17 protein-coding genes and 1 pseudogene are annotated in these 19,155 nt (G+C 57.9%); 4 read left to right on the forward strand and 14 right to left on the reverse strand.

Annotated elements, in window-relative coordinates; all coding sequences use genetic code 11:
* Positions 1-4 precede the first annotated feature (4 nt).
* The 4 genes and pseudogenes from AB6T85_RS21115 to AB6T85_RS21130 all read right to left on the reverse strand — a co-directional run bounded on the left by AB6T85_RS21115 (position 5) and on the right by AB6T85_RS21130 (position 6,210).
* On the reverse strand, positions 5-2,404 hold the full coding sequence (locus AB6T85_RS21115; protein ID WP_369896585.1) for a phosphoketolase family protein: 2,400 nt from the start codon (positions 2,402-2,404) through the stop codon (positions 5-7).
* A 151-nt stretch (positions 2,405-2,555) separates the two neighbouring features.
* Positions 2,556-4,112: pseudogene (gene mqo, locus AB6T85_RS21120) on the reverse strand (malate dehydrogenase (quinone)); the annotation flags it as partial.
* Between the two features lie 617 nt (positions 4,113-4,729).
* Complete coding sequence (gene tpiA / locus AB6T85_RS21125; protein WP_253457069.1) at positions 4,730-5,497, reverse strand: triose-phosphate isomerase; 768 nt, start codon at positions 5,495-5,497, stop codon at positions 4,730-4,732.
* A 119-nt stretch (positions 5,498-5,616) separates the two neighbouring features.
* On the reverse strand, positions 5,617-6,210 hold the full coding sequence (locus AB6T85_RS21130) for a YiiQ family protein (RefSeq protein ID WP_369896586.1): 594 nt from the start codon (positions 6,208-6,210) through the stop codon (positions 5,617-5,619).
* Between the two features lie 92 nt (positions 6,211-6,302).
* Here AB6T85_RS21130 and AB6T85_RS21135 point away from each other — a divergent pair, with 92 nt between their 5' ends.
* Positions 6,303-6,746, forward strand: coding sequence for a DUF805 domain-containing protein (locus AB6T85_RS21135; protein ID WP_253457073.1), 444 nt, complete (start codon positions 6,303-6,305; stop codon positions 6,744-6,746).
* Here the strand turns inward: AB6T85_RS21135 and fpr are convergent.
* The gene (fpr, locus tag AB6T85_RS21140; RefSeq protein WP_301252483.1) at positions 6,737-7,483 is read right to left on the reverse strand and encodes a ferredoxin--NADP(+) reductase; all 747 of its coding nucleotides are present in this window, start codon (positions 7,481-7,483) and stop codon (positions 6,737-6,739) included. The two genes, AB6T85_RS21135 and fpr, sit on opposite strands and share 10 nt — an antisense overlap.
* A 280-nt stretch (positions 7,484-7,763) precedes the next feature.
* Here fpr and emrD point away from each other — a divergent pair, with 280 nt between their 5' ends.
* Positions 7,764-8,942 carry a multidrug efflux MFS transporter EmrD gene (gene emrD, locus AB6T85_RS21145; RefSeq protein ID WP_253457079.1) on the forward strand — a complete coding sequence of 393 codons (1,179 nt, stop codon included), beginning with the start codon at positions 7,764-7,766 and terminating at the stop codon, positions 8,940-8,942.
* Positions 8,943-8,971: 29 nt separating this feature from the next.
* On the opposite strand, the gene glpX is transcribed toward emrD, so the two are convergent.
* The 3 genes from glpX to AB6T85_RS21160 all read right to left on the reverse strand — a co-directional run bounded on the left by glpX (position 8,972) and on the right by AB6T85_RS21160 (position 12,513).
* A complete protein-coding gene (glpX, locus tag AB6T85_RS21150; protein ID WP_301252484.1) occupies positions 8,972-9,982 on the reverse strand; it encodes a class II fructose-bisphosphatase in 1,011 nt (336 codons plus the stop codon).
* A gap of 145 nt (positions 9,983-10,127) precedes the next feature.
* Positions 10,128-11,639, reverse strand: coding sequence for a glycerol kinase GlpK (gene glpK / locus AB6T85_RS21155; RefSeq protein WP_253457085.1), 1,512 nt, complete (start codon positions 11,637-11,639; stop codon positions 10,128-10,130).
* A gap of 31 nt (positions 11,640-11,670) precedes the next feature.
* Entirely contained in the window at positions 11,671-12,513 is an 843-nt protein-coding gene (locus AB6T85_RS21160) for an MIP/aquaporin family protein (protein WP_301252485.1), read from the reverse strand.
* Between AB6T85_RS21160 and AB6T85_RS21165 the strand changes: the two genes are divergently transcribed.
* The gene (locus AB6T85_RS21165) at positions 12,512-12,970 is read left to right on the forward strand and encodes a hypothetical protein (protein ID WP_369896587.1); all 459 of its coding nucleotides are present in this window, start codon (positions 12,512-12,514) and stop codon (positions 12,968-12,970) included. The two genes, AB6T85_RS21160 and AB6T85_RS21165, sit on opposite strands and share 2 nt — an antisense overlap.
* Positions 12,960-13,199 (forward strand): cell division protein ZapB, encoded by a 240-nt coding sequence (gene zapB, locus AB6T85_RS21170; RefSeq protein WP_125290575.1) that lies wholly within the window; start codon positions 12,960-12,962, stop codon positions 13,197-13,199. The genes AB6T85_RS21165 and zapB overlap by 11 nt, the downstream gene beginning before the upstream one ends.
* Positions 13,200-13,295: 96 nt before the next feature.
* On the opposite strand, the gene rraA is transcribed toward zapB, so the two are convergent.
* The 6 genes from rraA to cytR all read right to left on the reverse strand — a co-directional run bounded on the left by rraA (position 13,296) and on the right by cytR (position 19,124).
* A complete protein-coding gene (gene rraA, locus AB6T85_RS21175; RefSeq protein WP_253457093.1) occupies positions 13,296-13,781 on the reverse strand; it encodes a ribonuclease E activity regulator RraA in 486 nt (161 codons plus the stop codon).
* Between the two features lie 105 nt (positions 13,782-13,886).
* Positions 13,887-14,816 (reverse strand): 1,4-dihydroxy-2-naphthoate polyprenyltransferase, encoded by a 930-nt coding sequence (locus AB6T85_RS21180; protein WP_301252487.1) that lies wholly within the window; start codon positions 14,814-14,816, stop codon positions 13,887-13,889.
* Positions 14,817-14,988: 172 nt separating this feature from the next.
* Positions 14,989-16,320, reverse strand: coding sequence for an ATP-dependent protease ATPase subunit HslU (gene hslU, locus AB6T85_RS21185; protein ID WP_125290572.1), 1,332 nt, complete (start codon positions 16,318-16,320; stop codon positions 14,989-14,991).
* An 11-nt stretch (positions 16,321-16,331) separates the two neighbouring features.
* The gene (hslV, locus tag AB6T85_RS21190; protein WP_012439891.1) at positions 16,332-16,862 is read right to left on the reverse strand and encodes an ATP-dependent protease subunit HslV; all 531 of its coding nucleotides are present in this window, start codon (positions 16,860-16,862) and stop codon (positions 16,332-16,334) included.
* A gap of 90 nt (positions 16,863-16,952) precedes the next feature.
* Positions 16,953-17,927, reverse strand: coding sequence for a cell division protein FtsN (gene ftsN / locus AB6T85_RS21195; protein WP_301252492.1), 975 nt, complete (start codon positions 17,925-17,927; stop codon positions 16,953-16,955).
* Positions 17,928-18,086: 159 nt separating this feature from the next.
* Entirely contained in the window at positions 18,087-19,124 is a 1,038-nt protein-coding gene (gene cytR, locus AB6T85_RS21200; protein WP_253457102.1) for a DNA-binding transcriptional regulator CytR, read from the reverse strand.
* Positions 19,125-19,155 lie beyond the last annotated feature (31 nt).

Genomic DNA, 19,155 nt, shown 5'->3' on the forward strand with positions numbered 1-19,155 from the left:
TGTTTTAGTCGCCGACTTCGCCGCCGCCTTGCTGCGACGGCCACTTCCAGTCCCGGACTTCCGGGATATCCTCGCCGTATTCACGCACCCAGGCGTGATGAGCCGCCAGCTTCTCCTGAAGCTTATCGAGCACGTCGGCGGCTTTCTCCTGTAGCCCCGGCACGCGCAGGATCGCTTCCTGCGCCAGATGGTAACGATCCAGCTCGTTCAGCACCGTCATATCGAAAGGCGTGGTGGTGGTGCCTTCTTCATTGAAGCCTCTGACGTGGAAATTCGGATGATTATTGCGCTGGTAGGCCAGGCGATGGATCAGCGCCGGATAGCCGTGGAAAGCGAACACCACCGGCCTGTCGCGCGTAAAGATCGCATCGAAATCCTGCTCTTCCAGCCCGTGCGGATGCTGGTCGCGGGTTTGCAAAGCCATTAAATCCACCACGTTAACGACGCGAACCGACAGATCGGGCAGATATTGCCGCAGCAGATCGACGGCCGCCAGCGTTTCCATCGTCGGCACGTCGCCTGCGCAGGCCATTACCACGTCCGGCTGTTTGCCTGGCTTCTCGTTGCCTGCCCAAGGCCAGATCCCCATGCCTTTCTCACAGTGCGCGATAGCCTCATCCATGCTCAGCCACTGCGGCTCCGGCTGCTTGCCGGCGATGATCACGTTAATGCGGTCCCAGGTTTTCAGGCAGTGATCGCCGACCCACAGCAGAGTATTGGCATCCGGCGGCAGATAAACGCGAACAATATCGGCTTTCTTGTTGATAACGTGATCGATAAAACCGGGATCCTGATGGCTGTAGCCGTTGTGATCCTGTCGCCAGACGTGCGAGGAAAGCAGGTAGTTAAGCGAGGCGATCGGCTCGCGCCACGGCAGCTTGCGGGAAACCTTCAGCCACTTGGCGTGCTGGTTGAACATCGAATCGATAATATGAATAAAGGCTTCGTAGCAGTTGAACAGGCCGTGGCGACCGGTTAACAGATAGCCTTCCAGCCAGCCCTGACACTGATGCTCGCTGAGGATTTCCATTACCCGCCCATCCGGCGCCAGCTGCTCGTCGTAATCGCGGATCTCCTCCATCCAGGTACGATTAGTGACGTCAAAAACCTTGCTCAGCCGGTTAGAGGCGGTTTCGTCCGGGCCGAACAGACGGAAGTTATCAGGGTTATCGCGGAAGATAGCGCTCAGATAGCTCGCCAGCACGGCGGTAGACTGCTCCTGCGTGTCGCCAGGCTTATCGATTTTTACCGCAAATTCCCGAATATCCCGCGTTTTTAACGGTTTGCGCAGCCGGCCGCCGTTGGCGTAAGGCGTCGCGCCCATGCGCTTTTCGCCCTGTGGCGCCAGCGCCTGCAATTCGGGTTTAAGCCTGCCTTGTTCATCAAACAGATCGTCAGGCCGGTAGCTTTGCAGCCAGTTTTGTAACAGCTGGCGATGCTCGTCGTTTTCCCGACATTCGGAAACCGGCACCTGATGCGCGCGCCAGAATCCTTCCACCTTTTTGCCGTCCACCGTTTTTGGGCCGGTCCAGCCTTTCGGGCTGCGCAGAATAATCATCGGCCATGCCGGTACGCTGTCGCCGGTGTGGCCCTGACGCGCCTGCTGCTGGAAGTCACGGATGCGATCGAAAGCACGATCCAGCGTGTCGGCCATCAGACGGTGCATTTTTTGCGGGTCGTCGCCGCTGACAAACAGCGGTTCATAGCCGTAACCAGCGAACAGCTGCCGCAGATCTTCATCGCTGCTGCGGCCAAGCAGCGTAGGATTGGCAATTTTGTAGCCGTTCAGATGCAGGATCGGCAGCACGGCGCCGTCCCGCGCGGCGTTTAAAAACTTAGTGCCGTGCCAGCTGGCCGCCAGCGGGCCGGTTTCCGCTTCGCCATCGCCGATCACGCAGGGCACGATAAGATCCGGATGATCGAAAGCCGCGCCAAAGGCGTGCACCAGCGAATAGCCCAGCTCGCCGCCTTCATGGATGGAGCCGGGCGTTTCCGGCGCCGCGTGGCTGGGAATGCCGCCGGGAAACGAAAACTGGCGGAAAAGATGCTGCATGCCCTGCGCGTCCGCGCTGACTTTTGGGTAGATTTCGCTGTAGGTGCCTTCCAGCCAGGTATTGGCGACCATGCCTGGCCCGCCGTGGCCGGGGCCGCAGATATAAAGCAGGTTGAGATCGCGCTGGCGAATAATGCGGTTCAGGTGCGCATAGATAAAGTTCAGGCCCGGCGTGGTTCCCCAGTGCCCCAGCAGACGAGGCTTGATATGTTCAGGCTGCAGCGGCTCGCGCAGCAGAGGATTAGCCATCAGGTAAATCTGCCCGACTGAAAGATAGTTAGCGGCGCGCCAGTAACGGTCAAGCAGCGCTAATTCAGTCTCGGTAGCGGAATGGGGTGAAGAGGTGTCCATCAGCTGCTCCTTTTAAATGAGTCAGCTAAAAGCATAGACGCCTGGGGGAGTTGTGCAGGAAGCGGCAAAATGCGCGCGTAAAAAAGGCGGGAGATCCCGCCTTCAGGCTTTACTATTTACCGATTACGGCTGCGGCCACCGCCGCTTCGTCATTGGCCGCGGTAAACGGCGTGTAGTCGAGCTGCAAAACGCGGCTGGTTTCCGCCAGCTGGTGCTCGGTTGCCGCCACGTTGCCGTTCAGTTTCTGGCCGTAAGAGGGCACAATCGCTTTCAGCTTCGCCTGCCATGCCGACGTCGCCATCTGCTCAGCGAACACTTTGCTCATCAGATCGATCATGATAGGCGCGGCCGTGGAAGCACCCGGCGAGGCGCCCAGCAGCGCGGAGATGGTGCCGTCCTGCGACGTGACGACCTCCGTGCCCAGCTTCAGCACGCCGCCTTTCTGCGCGTCTTTCTTGATAATCTGTACGCGCTGGCCCGCCTTAACGCGACGCCAGTCCTCTTTTCTCGCCTCCGGGAAATAATCCCGCAGCGCCTGGCAGCGATCGTCATCGGTCAGCATGACCTGGCCAATCAGGTATTTCACCAGGTTAAAGTTATCCAGCCCGACGTGCACCATTGGCTTAAAGTTCGACGAGGTCATGGAGCCGAACATATCCCACAGCGAGCCTTGCTTCAGGAACTTCGTCGAGAAGGTGGCAAACGGCCCGAACAGCAGCACCTGCTTGCCATCCAGCATCCGCGTATCCAGATGCGGCACGGACATCGGCGGCGCGCCAACGGAAGCTTTGCCGTACACTTTGGCCAAATGGCGCTTCACGATCTCCGGGTTTTCGCTTACCAGGAACTCGCCGCCGACCGGGAAGCCCGCATATTCTCTGGCTTCTGGAATACCGGTCTGCTGGAGCAGCGTCAGCGCCGCGCCGCCCGCGCCGATAAAGATATATTTCGCGCGAATGGTTTTCCGGCGGCCGTTGTTTTTCAAATCGGCCACGGTCACGTTCCAGCTGCCGTCGCCGTTGCGCTTAAAGCCGCGAACCTCATGGCCGGTTTCCAGCGAAAAATGCTGGTTTTTCTGTAGCGATGCCACCATCTGGCGCGTGATTTCGCCGAAGTTCACGTCGGTGCCGGTGGTGATGCGCGTGGCGGCAACGCGATCTTTGTCGTCACGTCCTTCCATCAGCAGCGGTGCCCACGCCCTGATTTGCTCCGGGTCTTCTGAATACTCCATACCGCGAAACAGCGAGCTTTTCTGCAGCGCCGTAAAGCGTTTCTTCAGGAACGCCACGTTGTCGTCGCCCCAGACAAAGCTCATATGGGGAACGGTGTTGATAAAGCTGCGTGGATTGCGCAGGACGCCTTTCTGGACCAGATGGGACCAGAACTGGCGCGAGATCTGAAACGCTTCGTTGATCTCGACGGCTTTTTTGATATCGACCGAGCCGTCTTCTTTCTGCGGCGTATAGTTCATTTCGGCCAGCGCGGCATGCCCGGTACCGGCGTTGTTCCAGCCGTTGGAGCTTTCTTCAGCCACGCTGTCCAGGCGTTCGATCATACTGATGCGCCACTCGGGTTCCAGAGCCTGCAACCAGGTGCCAAGCGTAGCGCTCATCGCGCCTCCGCCGATCAGTAATACGTCTTTTTCTTCATCTGCCGTAGCGGCTTTCGCAGAGCCCATAGCGGCCAGAAGTCCTGCTAATTTTGGCATGAGGCGACTTCTCCGTATGTTGATAAATCAACATGGTGAGCAGGTGAAACGGCGCGATCTCTTTCGGACCGTGGTAGCCGCTTCGCTGAGTACAGTGCGCTTCCATCACAAAAACGGATGATTAACGCGCGTTAAGCGTTGTGGAAATATACCATTGTTACGTAGCAATTAAAAAATTGTTTAAAGATTAAAAATGAGAATGAATAATCAAACAAAATTAGAGGAAGTAATACCAGAGGCTGCTTCAGCGAAACGGCAAAGAGAGTTAGCGGTTATTTATTATTAATTTTCATAAGGATAATTTGGTTTTCTTCGGATGGGGTTGTGCAAAAAGCAGACAGGTAAAGCCTGAAAAGCAGGCGTGAGCAGGGAAGATCGCAGAGAATTTAGTTGTTATTAAATGTTAATTGTTTGTTAAGTGGGAAAGGCCAGCGGATGATCCAGCCGCGTGGCGGGTAAAATGAGGGCGGATATCTCCGTGCGGACAGGCCGATTAAAAAAACCTCCGCGCAGGCCGGGCAAAAAAATGCCTGCTCCGCACGGGCGGAACAGGCGTCACAGATTGATACGTCCGGCATGCTGCCGGACGGAACAGGCACTGTGCTTTATCGGCAGCGTCAGGCTTTTTTAGCCGCTGCGGCAGCCTTAACGATCACCGCGAAAGCATCCGCTTTCAGCGATGCGCCGCCAACCAGCGCGCCGTCGATATCCGGCTGGGCAAACAGCTCGGCCGCATTCTTATCGTTAACGGAACCGCCGTACTGGATAATGACCTGTTCTGCGACAGCGGCATCTTTTTTGGCGATATGGTCACGGATAAATTTATGCACGGCCTGGGCCTGTGCAGGGGTAGCGGATTTGCCGGTGCCGATAGCCCAGACTGGCTCATAGGCAATGACCACGCCGTTGAACGCGTCAGCGCCCTGGGTTTCCAGCACGGCGTCAATCTGGCGTGCGCAAACTTCTTCGGTTTTACCCGCTTCGTTTTCCGCTTCGGTTTCGCCAATGCACAGTACCGGGATCAGACCGGCCGTTTTCAGCACCGCGAATTTTTTGGCAATCAGCTCGTCGCTCTCTTTATGATAAGTGCGACGCTCGGAGTGGCCGATAATGATGTATTTCGCGCCTACGTCTTTCAGCATCTCGGCGGATACTTCGCCGGTGAACGCGCCAGACAGGTTAACGTCCACGTTCTGCGCGCCAAGCACGATATGGCTACCCGAGCTGGCGTGCTTCGCCAGATCCAGATAAATCGTTGGAGGGGCAATGGCTACGCCGCAGCCATCGACGGCGCTCAGCTCATTACGCAGACCGGCAATCAGCTCGTTGACCATGTGTTTGCTGCCGTTCAGTTTCCAGTTACCCATTACTAACGGATGTCGCATTCTATCCTCCACGCTTAGCGCGATACGGTTTAATTACCCTGCCTCAGCAGCGTTGTCTGCCGGACAGTATAGAGATCAAAGCCCTTCAGAGCTTTGCTTTTCGTCATTTTTAAACCCGGTTAGCTGCCGTTCAGGGCGAGTTTTACCGGCTCGATGGCGAAGGTCAGCCCTTTTTCGCCGTTGTCGGCCACCACGTAGCGCAGCGCGCCTTCCGCCTGGGCATAGTAGCGCGAGCCTTTCCCTTTACTCAGCAGATCGTCCAGCCGCTTCTGACTCTGTTCCTGAGTCAGCGTCGGTTCAAAAAACCGCGTCAGCGCAATCATATAGGCCAGCGCTTTATCCCGTGCGGCTTTCTCTTCCGGGCCGGGCACCGGCAGCCAGGTAATCTGTAACGTTTTGATCTTTCCGGTTCCCTGTTCCAGCGCGGTAGAAGAGTAGAGATTTTCATTGATCTTGCTGGCGGCACGGGTCAAATTACTTTTATCACCGCGGCTGTCCGTCGCCCGGTATTCAGCAATCTGTAACTTTGGATTGATAGCATTATACTTTTCGCGAAACTGGCCGATAGTCATATCAAAGGTCGGCGCACCCGCCAGAAGATAGGGCGCTGTAGGCATATGTTCAGCACGCTCCTGAGGATCGGCTTCGGCCCGAATGGGCGCGGTACTCAGCCAGACCAGTAACGTAAAACCCGTGAACAACGCTTTATTCATTATCTGTCGCTCTAACTAATGCAGTTAACGCAAGATTAAAACGGACAATGACCGGCAAAGTCAAAGCCTGACGCTGTTCTGAGGAAGAAAAAATGACCTTACAAGCGTGGTGTTTTTCCTGGCGTGGCAGGCTGGGGCGGCGCGATCTGTGGATTTGGCTGACGCTGTGGCTGGTGCTGCTGACCGTGCTGTTTACCCTGGCCGCGCGAGGCTGGATAAGCACGCAGACCGCCGCCTTCTGCGTGGTCAGCCTGCTGTGGCCGTCCAGCGCCGTGGTGGTGAAACGTCTGCACGACCGTAACAAATCGGCCGCCTGGGCTTTGCTGCTGATCGTGGCGTGGATGCTGCTGGCAGGGAACTGGTCGGCGCTGCCCGCCAGCTGGCAGTGGACGCTGGGGCGCTTTATTCCCACGCTGATCCTGGTGACCATGAGCCTGGAACTGGGCGTCTTCAGCGGCAGCAAAGGCGCCAACCGCTTCGGCAAAACGACGTTGCAGGTGAACTATTTTGGCCGTCGGACGCCCGATTACCAGTAGTGTTCGCTGGTGATATGGCCAGGCTTACGTTTCAGGTGCTTGCGCATGTCGCGCGTCTCTTTCAGCAGCTGCTGGGTGTCTCTGACCATCTGCGGGTTGCCGCACAGCATGATATGGCTCTCTTCTGCCGTCATGGGCAGCCCGACGGCGGCTTCCAGCTCGCCACGCTCTATCAGCGCGGGCACGCGGCCGGTCAGCGAGCCTTCAGCTGCTTCGCGGCTGACCACCGTCTGAATACGTAGCTGTCCCTGAGAGCGCTGCTCCAGCGCCTGCATCAGCGGCAGATAACTCAGGTCCTGCGCGTAGCGGACGGCATGGACGAGAACGATATGCTCAAAACGCGCCAGCCCTTTGCCTTCCTGCAGGATAGAAAGATAGGGGCCGATAGCCGTCCCGGTCGCCAGCATCCACAGCGTTTTGCACTCGGGGATTTCATCTATCACAAAAAAACCGGCGGATTCTTTGGTGATCATCAGCTTCTGGCCCGGCTGCAATGCATGAAGTCGCGGGCTTAATTTGCCTTCCGGCACCGTCACCAGGTAGAACTCCAGGTTGGCGTTGCTGGGGGCGTTCACAAAAGAGTAGGCGCGCTGCACGCGTTCGCCGTCGACTTCCAGCGCCAGCTTGGCGAACTGTCCGGCAATAAAGGGATCGATGGGCGCGGTGACGGTAATGCTGAACAGGCTCTCAGTCCAGTCCTGCACCTGCTGTACTGTGGCGTTGACCCACTCGGCCATAGTGCGCTCCTTAGTCAAAACGGTTGAATAGCCTATCTTCGCTACGGAACGGCTTTTTTGCCAGCCTCCGTGTTGCGCAAAGCTCATATCGACAAATCCGGCATCCGACGTACAGTTTTATTTACGCCGCTGAACGCTTTTGCTGACACTTAATTAAAGACCATTTTTCCTTGCCCTCTCGCTTTGTCATGCGTTCCTGATATTTTCCACGCTATCGAAAACCCTTCCTGGCCAATCGTCCTGTTTAATGGCGATTTAGCCGATAAATTGTGCTGATAAAATGAAGAAAATTGCAAACGGGCATTTGCTGGTGATGCTGATCGCGCTGGTGGCCGTCGGACAGATGGCGCAAACCATTTATGTTCCGGCGATGGCGACCATCGCGCAGGATTTTGGCGTGCGCGACGGCGTGGTGCAGCGCGTGATGGCCGCGTATCTGATGACCTACGGCGGCTCGCAGCTGCTGTATGGCCCGCTGTCGGATAATATCGGGCGGCGTCCGGTTATCCTGGGCGGATTAACTATTTTTATGATCGGTTCACTGGTCGCGCTCGGCGCGCCGACCTTCGATCTGCTGGTGCTGGGCAGCGCCATTCAGGGACTGGGAACGGGCGTGGCGGGCGTGATGGCTCGCACCATGCCGCGCGATCTGTATGCGGGCGGCGCGCTGCGGCAGGCCAACAGCCTGCTGAATATGGGCATTCTGGTCAGTCCGCTGGTTGCGCCGGTGATTGGCGCGCTGCTGACTCATCTGTTTGGCTGGCACGCCTGCTTTATTTTTCTGCTGTTGCTCTGCCTGGGTGTGGGCACGGCAATGCTGCGTTGGCTGCCGGAAACGCGTCCCGCGCCGTTGGAAAAACGCGCGCTTTTTTCACGCTATAAGCCGCTGCTGGCTGACAGCACCTTTGTGCGCTATCTGATTATGCTGATGGGCGCGCTGGGCGGCATCGCCGTGTTTGAAGCCAGCTGCGGCGTGCTGATGGGCGGCGTGCTGGGACTCAACAGCCTCACGGTCAGCCTGCTGTTTATTCTGCCGATCCCGGCGGCGTTTTTCGGCGCGTGGTTTGCCGGTCGCGACAATAAGCCTTTTCAGCAGCTGATGTGGTGGTCGGTCAATAGCTGCCTGCTGGCTGGCGCGCTGATGTGGATCCCGGCCTGGTTCGGCGTGATGACCATCTGGACGCTGGTGGCGCCTGCCGCGCTGTTTTTCTTCGGCGCGGGCATGCTGTTTCCCCTGGCGACCACGGGCGCCATGGAGCCGTGGCCCTATATGGCCGGTACGGCGGGCGCGCTGTTGGGCGGCCTGCAAAACCTGGGATCGGGCCTGGCGGCCTGGCTGTCGGCGCTGCTGCCGCAGAACGGCCAGTTCAGCCTGGGAATGCTGATGTTCGCCATGGCGCTGCTGATCCTGCTGTGCTGGCTACCCTTGTCGAAAAGGCCGGAGATGCACGCGGTATGAAGTAACGGGCCAAACGGCCCGTAAACATCCTACAGAATATATTGATGCAGGCTCGCGTCCTTACGATCCAGATAGTGAATGGACTGGATGCGGCGGATAGTGCGCGATTTGCCGCGCACCAGCAGCGTTTCGGTGGTGGCGACGTTGCCCTGGCGCGTAATGCCTTTCAGCAGATCGCCGCTGGTGATGCCGGTTGCGGAGAAAATAACGTTATCGTTGCGCGCCATGTCGCCCAGCGCCAGCACCTTTCCGGCTTCAATACCCATTGCCCGACAGCGTTGCAGCTCCTGTTCACCCAGCGCGCGGTTTTCCGGCGTATCGCCTTTGACCGCGTGACGCGGCAGCAGGCGTCCCTGCATATCACCATCCAGCGCGCGGATCACCGCCGCCGAAACCACGCCTTCCGGCGCGCCGCCGATGCCGTACAGCACGTCCACTTCGCTGTCCGGCATACAGGTCAGGATAGAGGCGGCCACGTCGCCGTCGGGAAAGGCAAAAATTCGCACGCCCAGCTGCTGCATCTCGGCAATCACGCCGTCATGGCGCGGCTTGGCAAGAACGGTGACGGTCAGCTCCGTCAGCGGTTTTTGCAGCGCCCGCGCGATATTTCGCAGGTTTTCCGCCAGCGGCAACGCCAGATCGATAGCGCCTTTCGCGCCAGGGCCAACCGCCAGCTTTTCCATATACATATCGGGCGCGTTCAGAAAGGTGCCTTTATCGCCAACGGCCAGCACGGCCAGCGCGTTGGCCTGGCCCATGGCGGTCATGCGCGTGCCTTCAATAGGATCGACCGCGATATCCACCGCATCGCCCTGGCCGCTACCCACTTTTTCGCCAATGTACAGCATCGGTGCTTCGTCGATCTCGCCTTCGCCGATGACGATTTGCCCATCGATATCGACTTTATTCAGCATGATACGCATGGCGTGCACCGCAGCGCCGTCGGCCGCGTTCTTGTCGCCGCGCCCCAGCCATTTATAGCCAGCCAGCGCTGCCGCTTCCGTTACGCGTGAAAATTCAATAGCGAGTTCTCGTTTCATAATGGGCCTTACGCAAAGTAATGAAGCAGGAAGTCTGGCATGGCGGGGAGGAAAAACGCCAGCATTCTTATCGCCGGGTTCTGAACATCAGGGAGGAGGGGCGGAACAGATGCCCGCAGCCGTGGCGACTGCGGGCGAGAAGACGTTACTCTTCGTGGTCTTCCCATGCCTGAGCGCGGGAAACGGCTTTCTTCCAGCCTGCATAACGATAGTTACGCTCGGTGGTTTCGATGCTCGGACGGAATTCGCGTTCAATGACGGCCTTGGCACGGACTTCATCCAAATCTTTCCAGAAGCCGACCGCCAGCCCCGCCAGATAGGCGGAACCCAGCGCGGTTACTTCCAATACTTCCGGGCGTTCGACGCGGGTGCCCAGGATATCGGACTGGAACTGCATCAGGAAGTTGTTGGCTACCGCGCCGCCATCGACACGCAGAGACTGCAGGCGGGTGTTGGAGTCATTCTGCATGGCTTCCAGCACGTCGCGGGTCTGGAAGGCGATAGATTCCAGCGTGGCGCGAATAATATGGTTCGCGTTCGCGCCGCGCGTCAGGCCGAAGATAGCGCCGCGCGCATACGGGTCCCAGTAAGGCGCGCCCAGGCCGGTAAAGGCCGGCACCATATACACGCCGTTGCTGTCTTTCACCTTGGTGGCGAAGTATTCGGAATCGGTGGCGTCACCGATTAGCTTCATCTCGTCACGCAGCCACTGGATAGACGCGCCGCCGATAAATACCGCGCCTTCCAGCGCATAGTTGACTTCGCCGCGCGGGCCGCAGGCGATAGTGGTCAGCAGGCCGTTAGTGGAGGTGACCGCTTCCGTGCCCGTGTTCATCAGCATAAAGCAGCCGGTACCGTAGGTGTTTTTCGCCATGCCCGGCTGAACGCAAAGCTGGCCATACAGCGCCGCCTGCTGGTCGCCCGCGATACCGGCGATAGGGATACGCGTGCCGCCTTTACCGCCGATATTGGTCTGGCCGTAGACTTCGGAAGAAGACTTCACTTCCGGCAGCATTTCACGCGGGATATCCAGGATATCCAGCATGCGCTGATCCCACTCCAGCTTGTGGATGTTGAACATCATGGTACGCGAGGCGTTGGTGTAATCGGTGATGTGCACCCGTCCCTGCGTCATTTTCCATACCAGCCAGGAATCGACGGTGCCGAACAGCAGCTCGCCGCGCTTTGCCCGCTCGCGCGAGCCTTCAACGTGATCCAGGATCCATTTAACCTTGGTGCCGGAGAAGTAAGGGTTAATCACCAGCCCGGTAGTGTGCTGAATATACTCTTCCAGCCCCTCTTTTTTCAGTCGGGCGCAGTAGTCGGCGGTGCGCGGATCCTGCCAGACGATAGCGTTATAGATCGGCTTGCCGGTCTCTTTGTCCCAGACGATAGCGGTTTCACGCTGGTTGGTGATGCCAATGGCGGCTATCTCGTCCGAACGGATATCGGCGTGGGCCAGCACTTCCACCAGCGTGGAGCTTTGCGACGCCCAGATGTCCATCGGATCGTGTTCGACCCAGCCGGTCTTAGGATAAATTTGCTGAAATTCGCGCTGGGAAACCGCAACAATGTTGGAGTCGTGATCCAGCACCACGGCGCGGGAGCTGGTTGTGCCCTGATCCAGCGCGACGATATATTTTTTATCTGTAGTCATAAATCCTTCCTGATGTGTAAAGGGTTAGCACTTACGCTTTACGCTGTTCAGCACGCGCTATCGTCTCTGGCTTCTTTACCGCAGCTGCGCCAGGCAGGTTACGGGCGATCAGAGAGCGGTAGCCGAATGCACCCACGCAGGCGCCAACAATCGGGCCAAAAATTGGCACGAGGAAATAAGGAATATCGCGGGCGCCGGTGAAAGCAACGTTACCCCAACCGGCCAGCCAGGCAAAGATCTTGGGTCCGAAATCACGGGCCGGGTTCAGGGCGAAGCCGGTCAACGGACCCATTGCACCGCCGATAACCGCGATAAGCAGGCCGATCAGCAGCGGAGCCATCGGGCCGCGTGGCAGGCCGTTGCCGTCGTCGGTCAGGGCCATAATCAGCCCCATCATCACGGCAGTGATCACGGCTTCAACCAGGAAAGCCTGGCCAACGCTGATATGCGGATTAGGGTAGGTAGAGAAAATACCGGCCAAATCCAGGCTCTCGACGCTGCCGCGCACCATATGGTGCGTCTGCTCGTAGTCCAGAAACAGGTTATGGTAGAGCGCATAAACCAGCGCGGCGGAGCAGAAGGCGCCTGCCACCTGCGCCACAATATAAGGAATAACTTTACGGCCTTCGAAGTTGCCAAACAGGCAAAGCGCCAGGGTCACGGCCGGGTTCAAATGCGCCCCGGAAATGGCCGCGCTCAGGTAAACCGCCATGGCAACGGCGATCCCCCAGATGATGCTGATTTCCCACAGGCCGAGTACCGCGCCTGCTACCTTTGCCGCCGCGACGCAGCCGGCACCAAAGAAAATAATCGTGCCGACGCCGAGAAACTCGGCGATGCACTGCCCTTTAAGGGTGGTGGTTGTCTGGCTCATGATGTTGGTTCCTGAAGGCGAGGTTAAATGGTGTACGGCTTTTTTTTCTCTTTCCCTGAGTCGCCCCAATCTTGTGTGGGGTTGTTGTGAATTTATCGTTAACGAGCATAAACGAGAAATAGCGAAATCAAAAGTTGTGTGCTGCTTCAAAAAAATGAGCGTTTTCGCGTCTTTTAACGGAATTTTCCTGCGGCTTTTGGCTTTCGTTTTCCATTTCATGTTGCAATTTGTTAACAATACCCGCGCAGGGATCGCGGGTAAATGTTACAAACACCAGGTCTGCGCTGAAAAACGCGGCTCTCTGCGCCGTAGCAGGTTCGTTGCTGGACTTGGCGGGCCGCTCTACATACAATCGGAACATCGTTGTGAGCCGCAGCGGGTCGGCCAGTGTCGATTGCGCCGCGTCTGCAACATCAACGCCTTGCGATTAGGAGAGGTCATTTACGATGTCATTTGAAGTGTTCGAGAAACTGGAAGCAAAAGTACAGCAGGCGATTGATACTATCACGCTGCTGCAGATGGAAATTGAAGAGCTGAAAGAGCAGAACAACAACCTGAATCAGCAGGTTCAGCAGGCCGCGGGCAACAGCGAATCCCTGGTGCGTGAAAACCAGCACCTGAAAGAGGAGCAGCATGTCTGGCAGGAGCGTCTGCGTGCGCTGTTGGGAAAAATGGAAGAAGTCTGAGTCAGGTTTGACGGCAGGCGGTAAAAGAACGGGTGCCAGTCAGCACCCGTTTTTGCTATATGCCAGCCGGTGGATCTTCTGGAAGGATAAGGTGTGCTATTCGATATCCAGCGGATCTTCGGAAAGGATAATACCGGTATTGTCGGCATAAAGATGGTCGCCTGAAAAGAAGGTCACGCCGCCAAAATTGACGCGCACGTCGCTTTCGCCAATGCCTTCGCCAGCGGCGCCAGCCGGGATAGCCGCAATCGCCTGAATGCCGATATCCAGCTCTTCCAGGTCGTCTACCTGGCGCACGGAGCCGTAGACCACCAACCCTTCCCATTCGTTTTGCAACGCCAGGCGAGCCAGCGCCGCATCGACCAGCGCGCGCCGTACAGAGCCGCCGCCGTCTACCAGCAGCACGCGCCCGCGTCCGTTTTCTTCCAGCAGATCATACAGAAGCCCGTTATCTTCAAAACATTTCACCGTGGTGATTTGCCCGCCAAACGAGGTGCGGCCACCAAAGTTTGAAAAGAGCGGTTCAACCACGTTCACATCTTCATGATAGATGTCGCAGAGTTCGGAAGTATCGTATTTCATAAGGGTTCATCTGTTCGCCACAGGGAGACTAAGTATATCGCTTTCTGGCGGTTGTTGGCAAAATCATCAGTTGTTAAAAATTGCGGCAGGTCAGGGACATCGCGATTAGTTCATCGCCAGACCAATGGCGAAAAGCAGATTAACCAGCAGCGTCGCTTTTACCGTTTTCTCCAGCACGGGCCGCATAGCGGCGGCGGCGGTATGTTTGATAACAAAGCGTGCCTGGCCGAACAACAGCGGCGCGCTGAGCAAAAACAGCCAGCCCGACGCGTCCAGCATCGCCAGTTTGGCATACAGGCCAAAGCAAAACAGCGCGCCGGAAAGCAGCATGGCATGGTAATAGCGCGCGTTACAGGCGCCGAGCCGTACGGCCAGGGTGAATTTACCGTTCCGCCGATCGCTGTCGATATCGCGCATGTTATTGACGTTGAGCACGGCGACCGCCAGCAGGCCGCAGCCGGTCGCGGGCAGAAAAGCCAACAGATGCAGGCCGTGCGTTTGCAGATAAAAGCTGCCCACCACGCCCAGCCAGCCAAAGAAAACCAGCACGGAAAGATCGCCCAGCCCAAGATAGCCGTAAGGTTTTTTCCCTACCGTATAGGCGATGGCGGCGACGATGGCCAGCGCGCCCAGCGCCAGAAAGCCCAGCATATCGCCGAGGCTCTGACAGGCGCGCACCACCAGCGTTACGCCCGCGATCAGCGTCAACGCAACCGTCAGCGTCAGCGCAAAGCGCATCTGCTTCAGGCCGATCAGCCCTTTCTGCATGCCGCGTAGCGGGCCGAGGCGATCGGGCGTGTCGCTGCCTTTTACCGCATCGCCATAGTCGTTGGCCAGATTGGACAAAATTTGCAGCAGCGCCGTGGTCAGCAGCGTCAGCAGCGCGACGGCCGGATCGAAATGTCCCTCACGCCAGGCCAGCGCCGAGCCGGTAATCACTGACGCGCAGGCTAAAGGCAGCGTACGTAAGCGCAGGCTTTCCAGCCATGCGCGGAAAGAGGTAAAAGCCGGAACTGCAGAGATATTGTCGCTCATCAGGCTGGGCCTTTGCTGAAAGAGGATGAATGCCGGAAAGCGACCAGTTTACTGGCTGTCTGCACGCGGAGAATTAATCCACGTCAGGAATTGGGCGGGAAAGCAGAGGCGGTGGACAAAGAAAAACCCCGCGCGTAAGCGACGGGGTTTAAAAAGGCGCGAGCGTGGAAGATTACAGAATAAAGCGGCTGAGATCTTCGTCCGCTACCAGCTCGTCCAGATGTTTACCAACGTAATCGGCATCGATGGTGATCGACTCGCCGTTGCGGTCGCTGGCGTCGTAGGAAATCTCTTCCATCAGGCGCTCCAGCACGGTATGCAGACGACGCGCGCCGATGTTCTCAGCGGTTTCGTTCACCTGCCAGGCTGCGGCAGCGATGCGGCTGATGCCGTCTTCCGTAAAGTGGATATCCACGCCTTCGGTCTTCATCAGCGCCTTGTACTGCACGGTGACGGACGCGCTTGGCTCGGTCAGGATACGCTCAAAGTCGTGCGTGGTCAGCGCCTGTAGCTCGACGCGGATCGGCAGACGACCCTGCAGTTCCGGGATCAGATCGGAAGGGCTGGCGACCTGGAACGCGCCGGAAGCGATAAACAAAATGTGGTCGGTTTTCACCATACCGTGCTTGGTGGAAACGGTGCAGCCTTCCACCAGCGGCAGCAGGTCGCGCTGTACGCCTTCGCGGGAAACGTCCGGGCCGGAGCTTTCGCCACGCTTACAGACCTTGTCGATTTCGTCGATAAACACGATGCCGTGCTGCTCGACCGCGTCGATCGCTTCCTGCTTTAACTCTTCCGGATTGACCAGTTTGGCGGCTTCTTCCTCGATCAGCAGCTTCATCGCTTCTTTGATCGGCAGCTTACGCGGCTTCTGCTTCTGGCCGCCGATGTTCTGGAACATCGACTGCAGCTGGCTGGTCATCTCTTCCATACCCGGAGGCGCCATGATCTCGACACCCATTGGCGCGGCGGCCAGATCGATTTCGATCTCTTTATCGTCCAGCTGGCCTTCGCGCAGCTTTTTGCGGAAAGACTGGCGGGCAGCAGACGGCTCGGCAGCGGCTTCCGGCTGGCCCCAGTTGTTTTTCGCCGGTGGGATCAGCACGTCGAGAATGCGTTCTTCGGCCATCTCTTCGGCGCGATAGCGGTTTTTCTCAATCGCCTGCGAGCGCACCATTTTGATCGCGGAATCGGTCAGATCGCGGATGATAGAATCCACTTCTTTACCTACATAGCCCACTTCGGTGAACTTAGTCGCTTCCACCTTAATAAAAGGCGCATTCGCCAGCTTGGCCAGGCGACGGGCGATTTCGGTTTTACCTACGCCGGTCGGGCCAATCATCAGAATATTTTTAGGCGTCACTTCGTGGCGCAGCTCTTCGTCGAGCTGCATACGGCGCCAGCGGTTGCGCAGGGCGATGGCAACAGCGCGCTTGGCGCCGTCCTGGCCGATAATAAATCTGTCCAGTTCGCTGACGATTTCGCGCGGGGTCATTTCAGACATAATCAGGGTCCTTACGCTTTAGACGATAATTCTTCGATAGTAAGATTGTGGTTGGTATAGATGCAGATATCGCCTGCAATACCCAGCGCTTTTTCCACGATGTCGCGCGCGCCAATGTCGGTGTTTTCCAGCAGCGCACGAGCGGCAGCCTGTGCGTACGGGCCGCCAGAACCGATGGCGATCAGATCGTTTTCCGGCTGGATCACGTCGCCGTTGCCGGTGATGATCAGCGAGGCGTTTTCGTCAGCTACGGCCAGCAGGGCTTCCAGCTTGCGCAGCATCCGATCGGTACGCCAGTCTTTGGCCAGTTCGACCGCCGCCTTCACCAGATGGCCCTGATGCATCTCCAGCTTGCGTTCGAACAGCTCAAACAGCGTAAAGGCATCTGCTGTGCCACCGGCAAAACCAGCAATGACCTTGTCATTATAAAGACGACGCACTTTTTTGACGTTGCCTTTCATTACGGTGTTGCCGAGCGTAGCCTGGCCATCACCGCCAATTACTACCTGGCCGTTGCGTCGTACACTTACAATTGTTGTCACGGGCAGACCCCTTGTTACAGTCGAAAGATCTCCCCGCAGGCCTACTGCGGGGCAATGATGCGATCAGATATGGGGGGAATCTGGAAGGTTTCAACCCCCCAAAGAGACAGGAATACAATTTGAATGGCCGTTGCCGCGCAGGCGTTTCAGCGTGCTGTCGGCGGCGGTGCGGCTGTTGTAAGGGCCGACGATCACGCGATTCCAGCCGCCGCCGCTGGTGATTTTGCTTTCAAAGCCTTCAAACGCCAGCGAGGCGCGTACGGATTCCGCCTGGTCGCTGCCTTTGAACGAGCCGCACTGCACCATCCAGCGCTGCGTCTTCTCTTTTTCGACTTCTTTTGGCTTCTCGGTTTTCGGCTGCGGCTGGCGGACAGGCTCCTGAGCTACCGTCGGCTGCTGGCTGTGCTGCGGCAGCATGTGCTGCTGCTGTGCCGGCTGCTGACGCGATGGCTGTACCTGCGGCTGCGTTTGAACCTGACGCGGCTGGATCTGTGGCTGCGTCTGTACCTGACGAGAAGGCTGAGGTTCTGATGAATAGGCGTTCTGCGGCTGGCGCGACTGCTGTTGCAGCTGCGTCTGCTGCTGCTGGCGCTGTAGCGTTTGCTGGCGTTGGGCTGGCGTCTGCTCGTTCCACGGCACTTCGTTCAGCTGGGTAGGCTGCTGGCGCATATCGGCCTGCATCTGCTCCAGCAGCTGGCGCTGTTCGTCGGTCAGTTGCGTAGGCGAATGCACTTCACCGCCTGCCGAAGGCTCGACGGGCGTCGGCACGGTGATTTGACGGTTCTCCAGCTCTTTAATGTAGCGCCAGCGCTCTTCTGGCTTGGGCGGCAAACCGTTGCCGGCTGCTTTGTGATCCGGAATGACCGGCGCCTCTTCCTCTTTTTTATGATGGGCGATAAACCATAAGCCACCGACAAACGTCACCAGTACCGCGACGGCCAGACCTACCATGATCTTTGATACACCCGATCCGCTGCTGCGCTTTTTACTGCCGCCGCGGCCGTTGCTCTTTTTGCGACGCGTCCCTGTCGAACGCCCGCGGCCTACGTAATCTTTTTGTGCCACTATCGTTCCGCTAATAATCAATGAAGAGTAAGGTCGGGCCAGCGCGCTGGCCTGCAGCTCGCCATGTTACTCAAGGGCCGGAAGTTTGACCAGCAGGGATACGATTAAGAATCTGCTGAATCTCGGTTTTGTTGCCCAAAAGGAAAGATTTTGTTCGCGCTACGCTTTTTGCCGCAGCGCGGGCGCCGTGCTGCCGCGAATTTTTATTTCAAAATCCAGCAGCCGGGAACCGCTGTTTACCAGCTTGCCCTGTAGCTGTTCCAGCAGCAGATTCATCGCCTCGCGGCCGATGTTGAATCGCGGCTGGGCAATGGTAGTCAGCTGAGGATCGCTGTAGCGCGACAGTTCGATATCATCAAAACCAATCAGCGACAGATCTTTCGGCACGCGCAGCCCCATTATTTTCGCCTGCGCCATCGCGCCCAGCGCCATGATATCGCTGTGGCAGAACAGGGCGTCCGGCGGCTGCGGCAGCCGCATCAGCTGCTTCAGCGCGCGGCTGCCGGCGTCAAACGTGAAATCGCCGCGCACGATATAGCGCGGATCCAGCCTGATGCCGTTGCGTTGCAGCGCCTGAATATAGCCCTGCAGGCGATACTGACACAGCGGCATCTCCTGCGGCCCGGCGACGCAGGCGATACGCTCGTGGCCCAGCTTAAGCAGATGGTTCACCGCCTCGAACGCCGCCGTCAGGTTATCAATGTGCACGGTCGGCAGCGCCAGATCGGGCGCGAATTCATTGGCCATCACCATCGGCGGCAGGCTGCGCTGCTCTTCCGGCCCGGTTTCAAAAGGCACCTGCGACCCCAGCAGCACCATGCCGTCAATCTGTCGGGTCATCACCAGATTCAGGAAAGCGCTCTCCTGACGGTTTTGGTGCGCGCAGTCGCCAATCAGCACCAGATAGCCTTCTTCGGCCGCCACCGATTCCACCCCGCGAATAATTTCGCTGAAAAAGGGGTCGCAAATGTCGGGCACTATCACCAGGATTGTGCGGGACTCGCTGCGTCGCGGATGGCGCACCATGGCATGAGGCGAATAGCCAACGGCAATCACCGCCTCGTCGACTTTTTGGCGCGTGGCGGCAGAAACCTTTTCCGGACTCATCAGGGCGCGGGAAACGGTCGCCGTCGATACGCCCGCTTTTTCCGCCACGTCTTTCATCGTGGCGCCCACGGTTTCTGGCTTGTGCTCCAACGCTGTTCTCCTCATACCGGCCGGTTGACTG

Origin of the sequence: Erwinia aeris, assembly GCF_041224955.1 — a bacterium.
Taxonomy (GTDB): Bacteria; Pseudomonadota; Gammaproteobacteria; order Enterobacterales; family Enterobacteriaceae; genus Erwinia; species Erwinia aeris.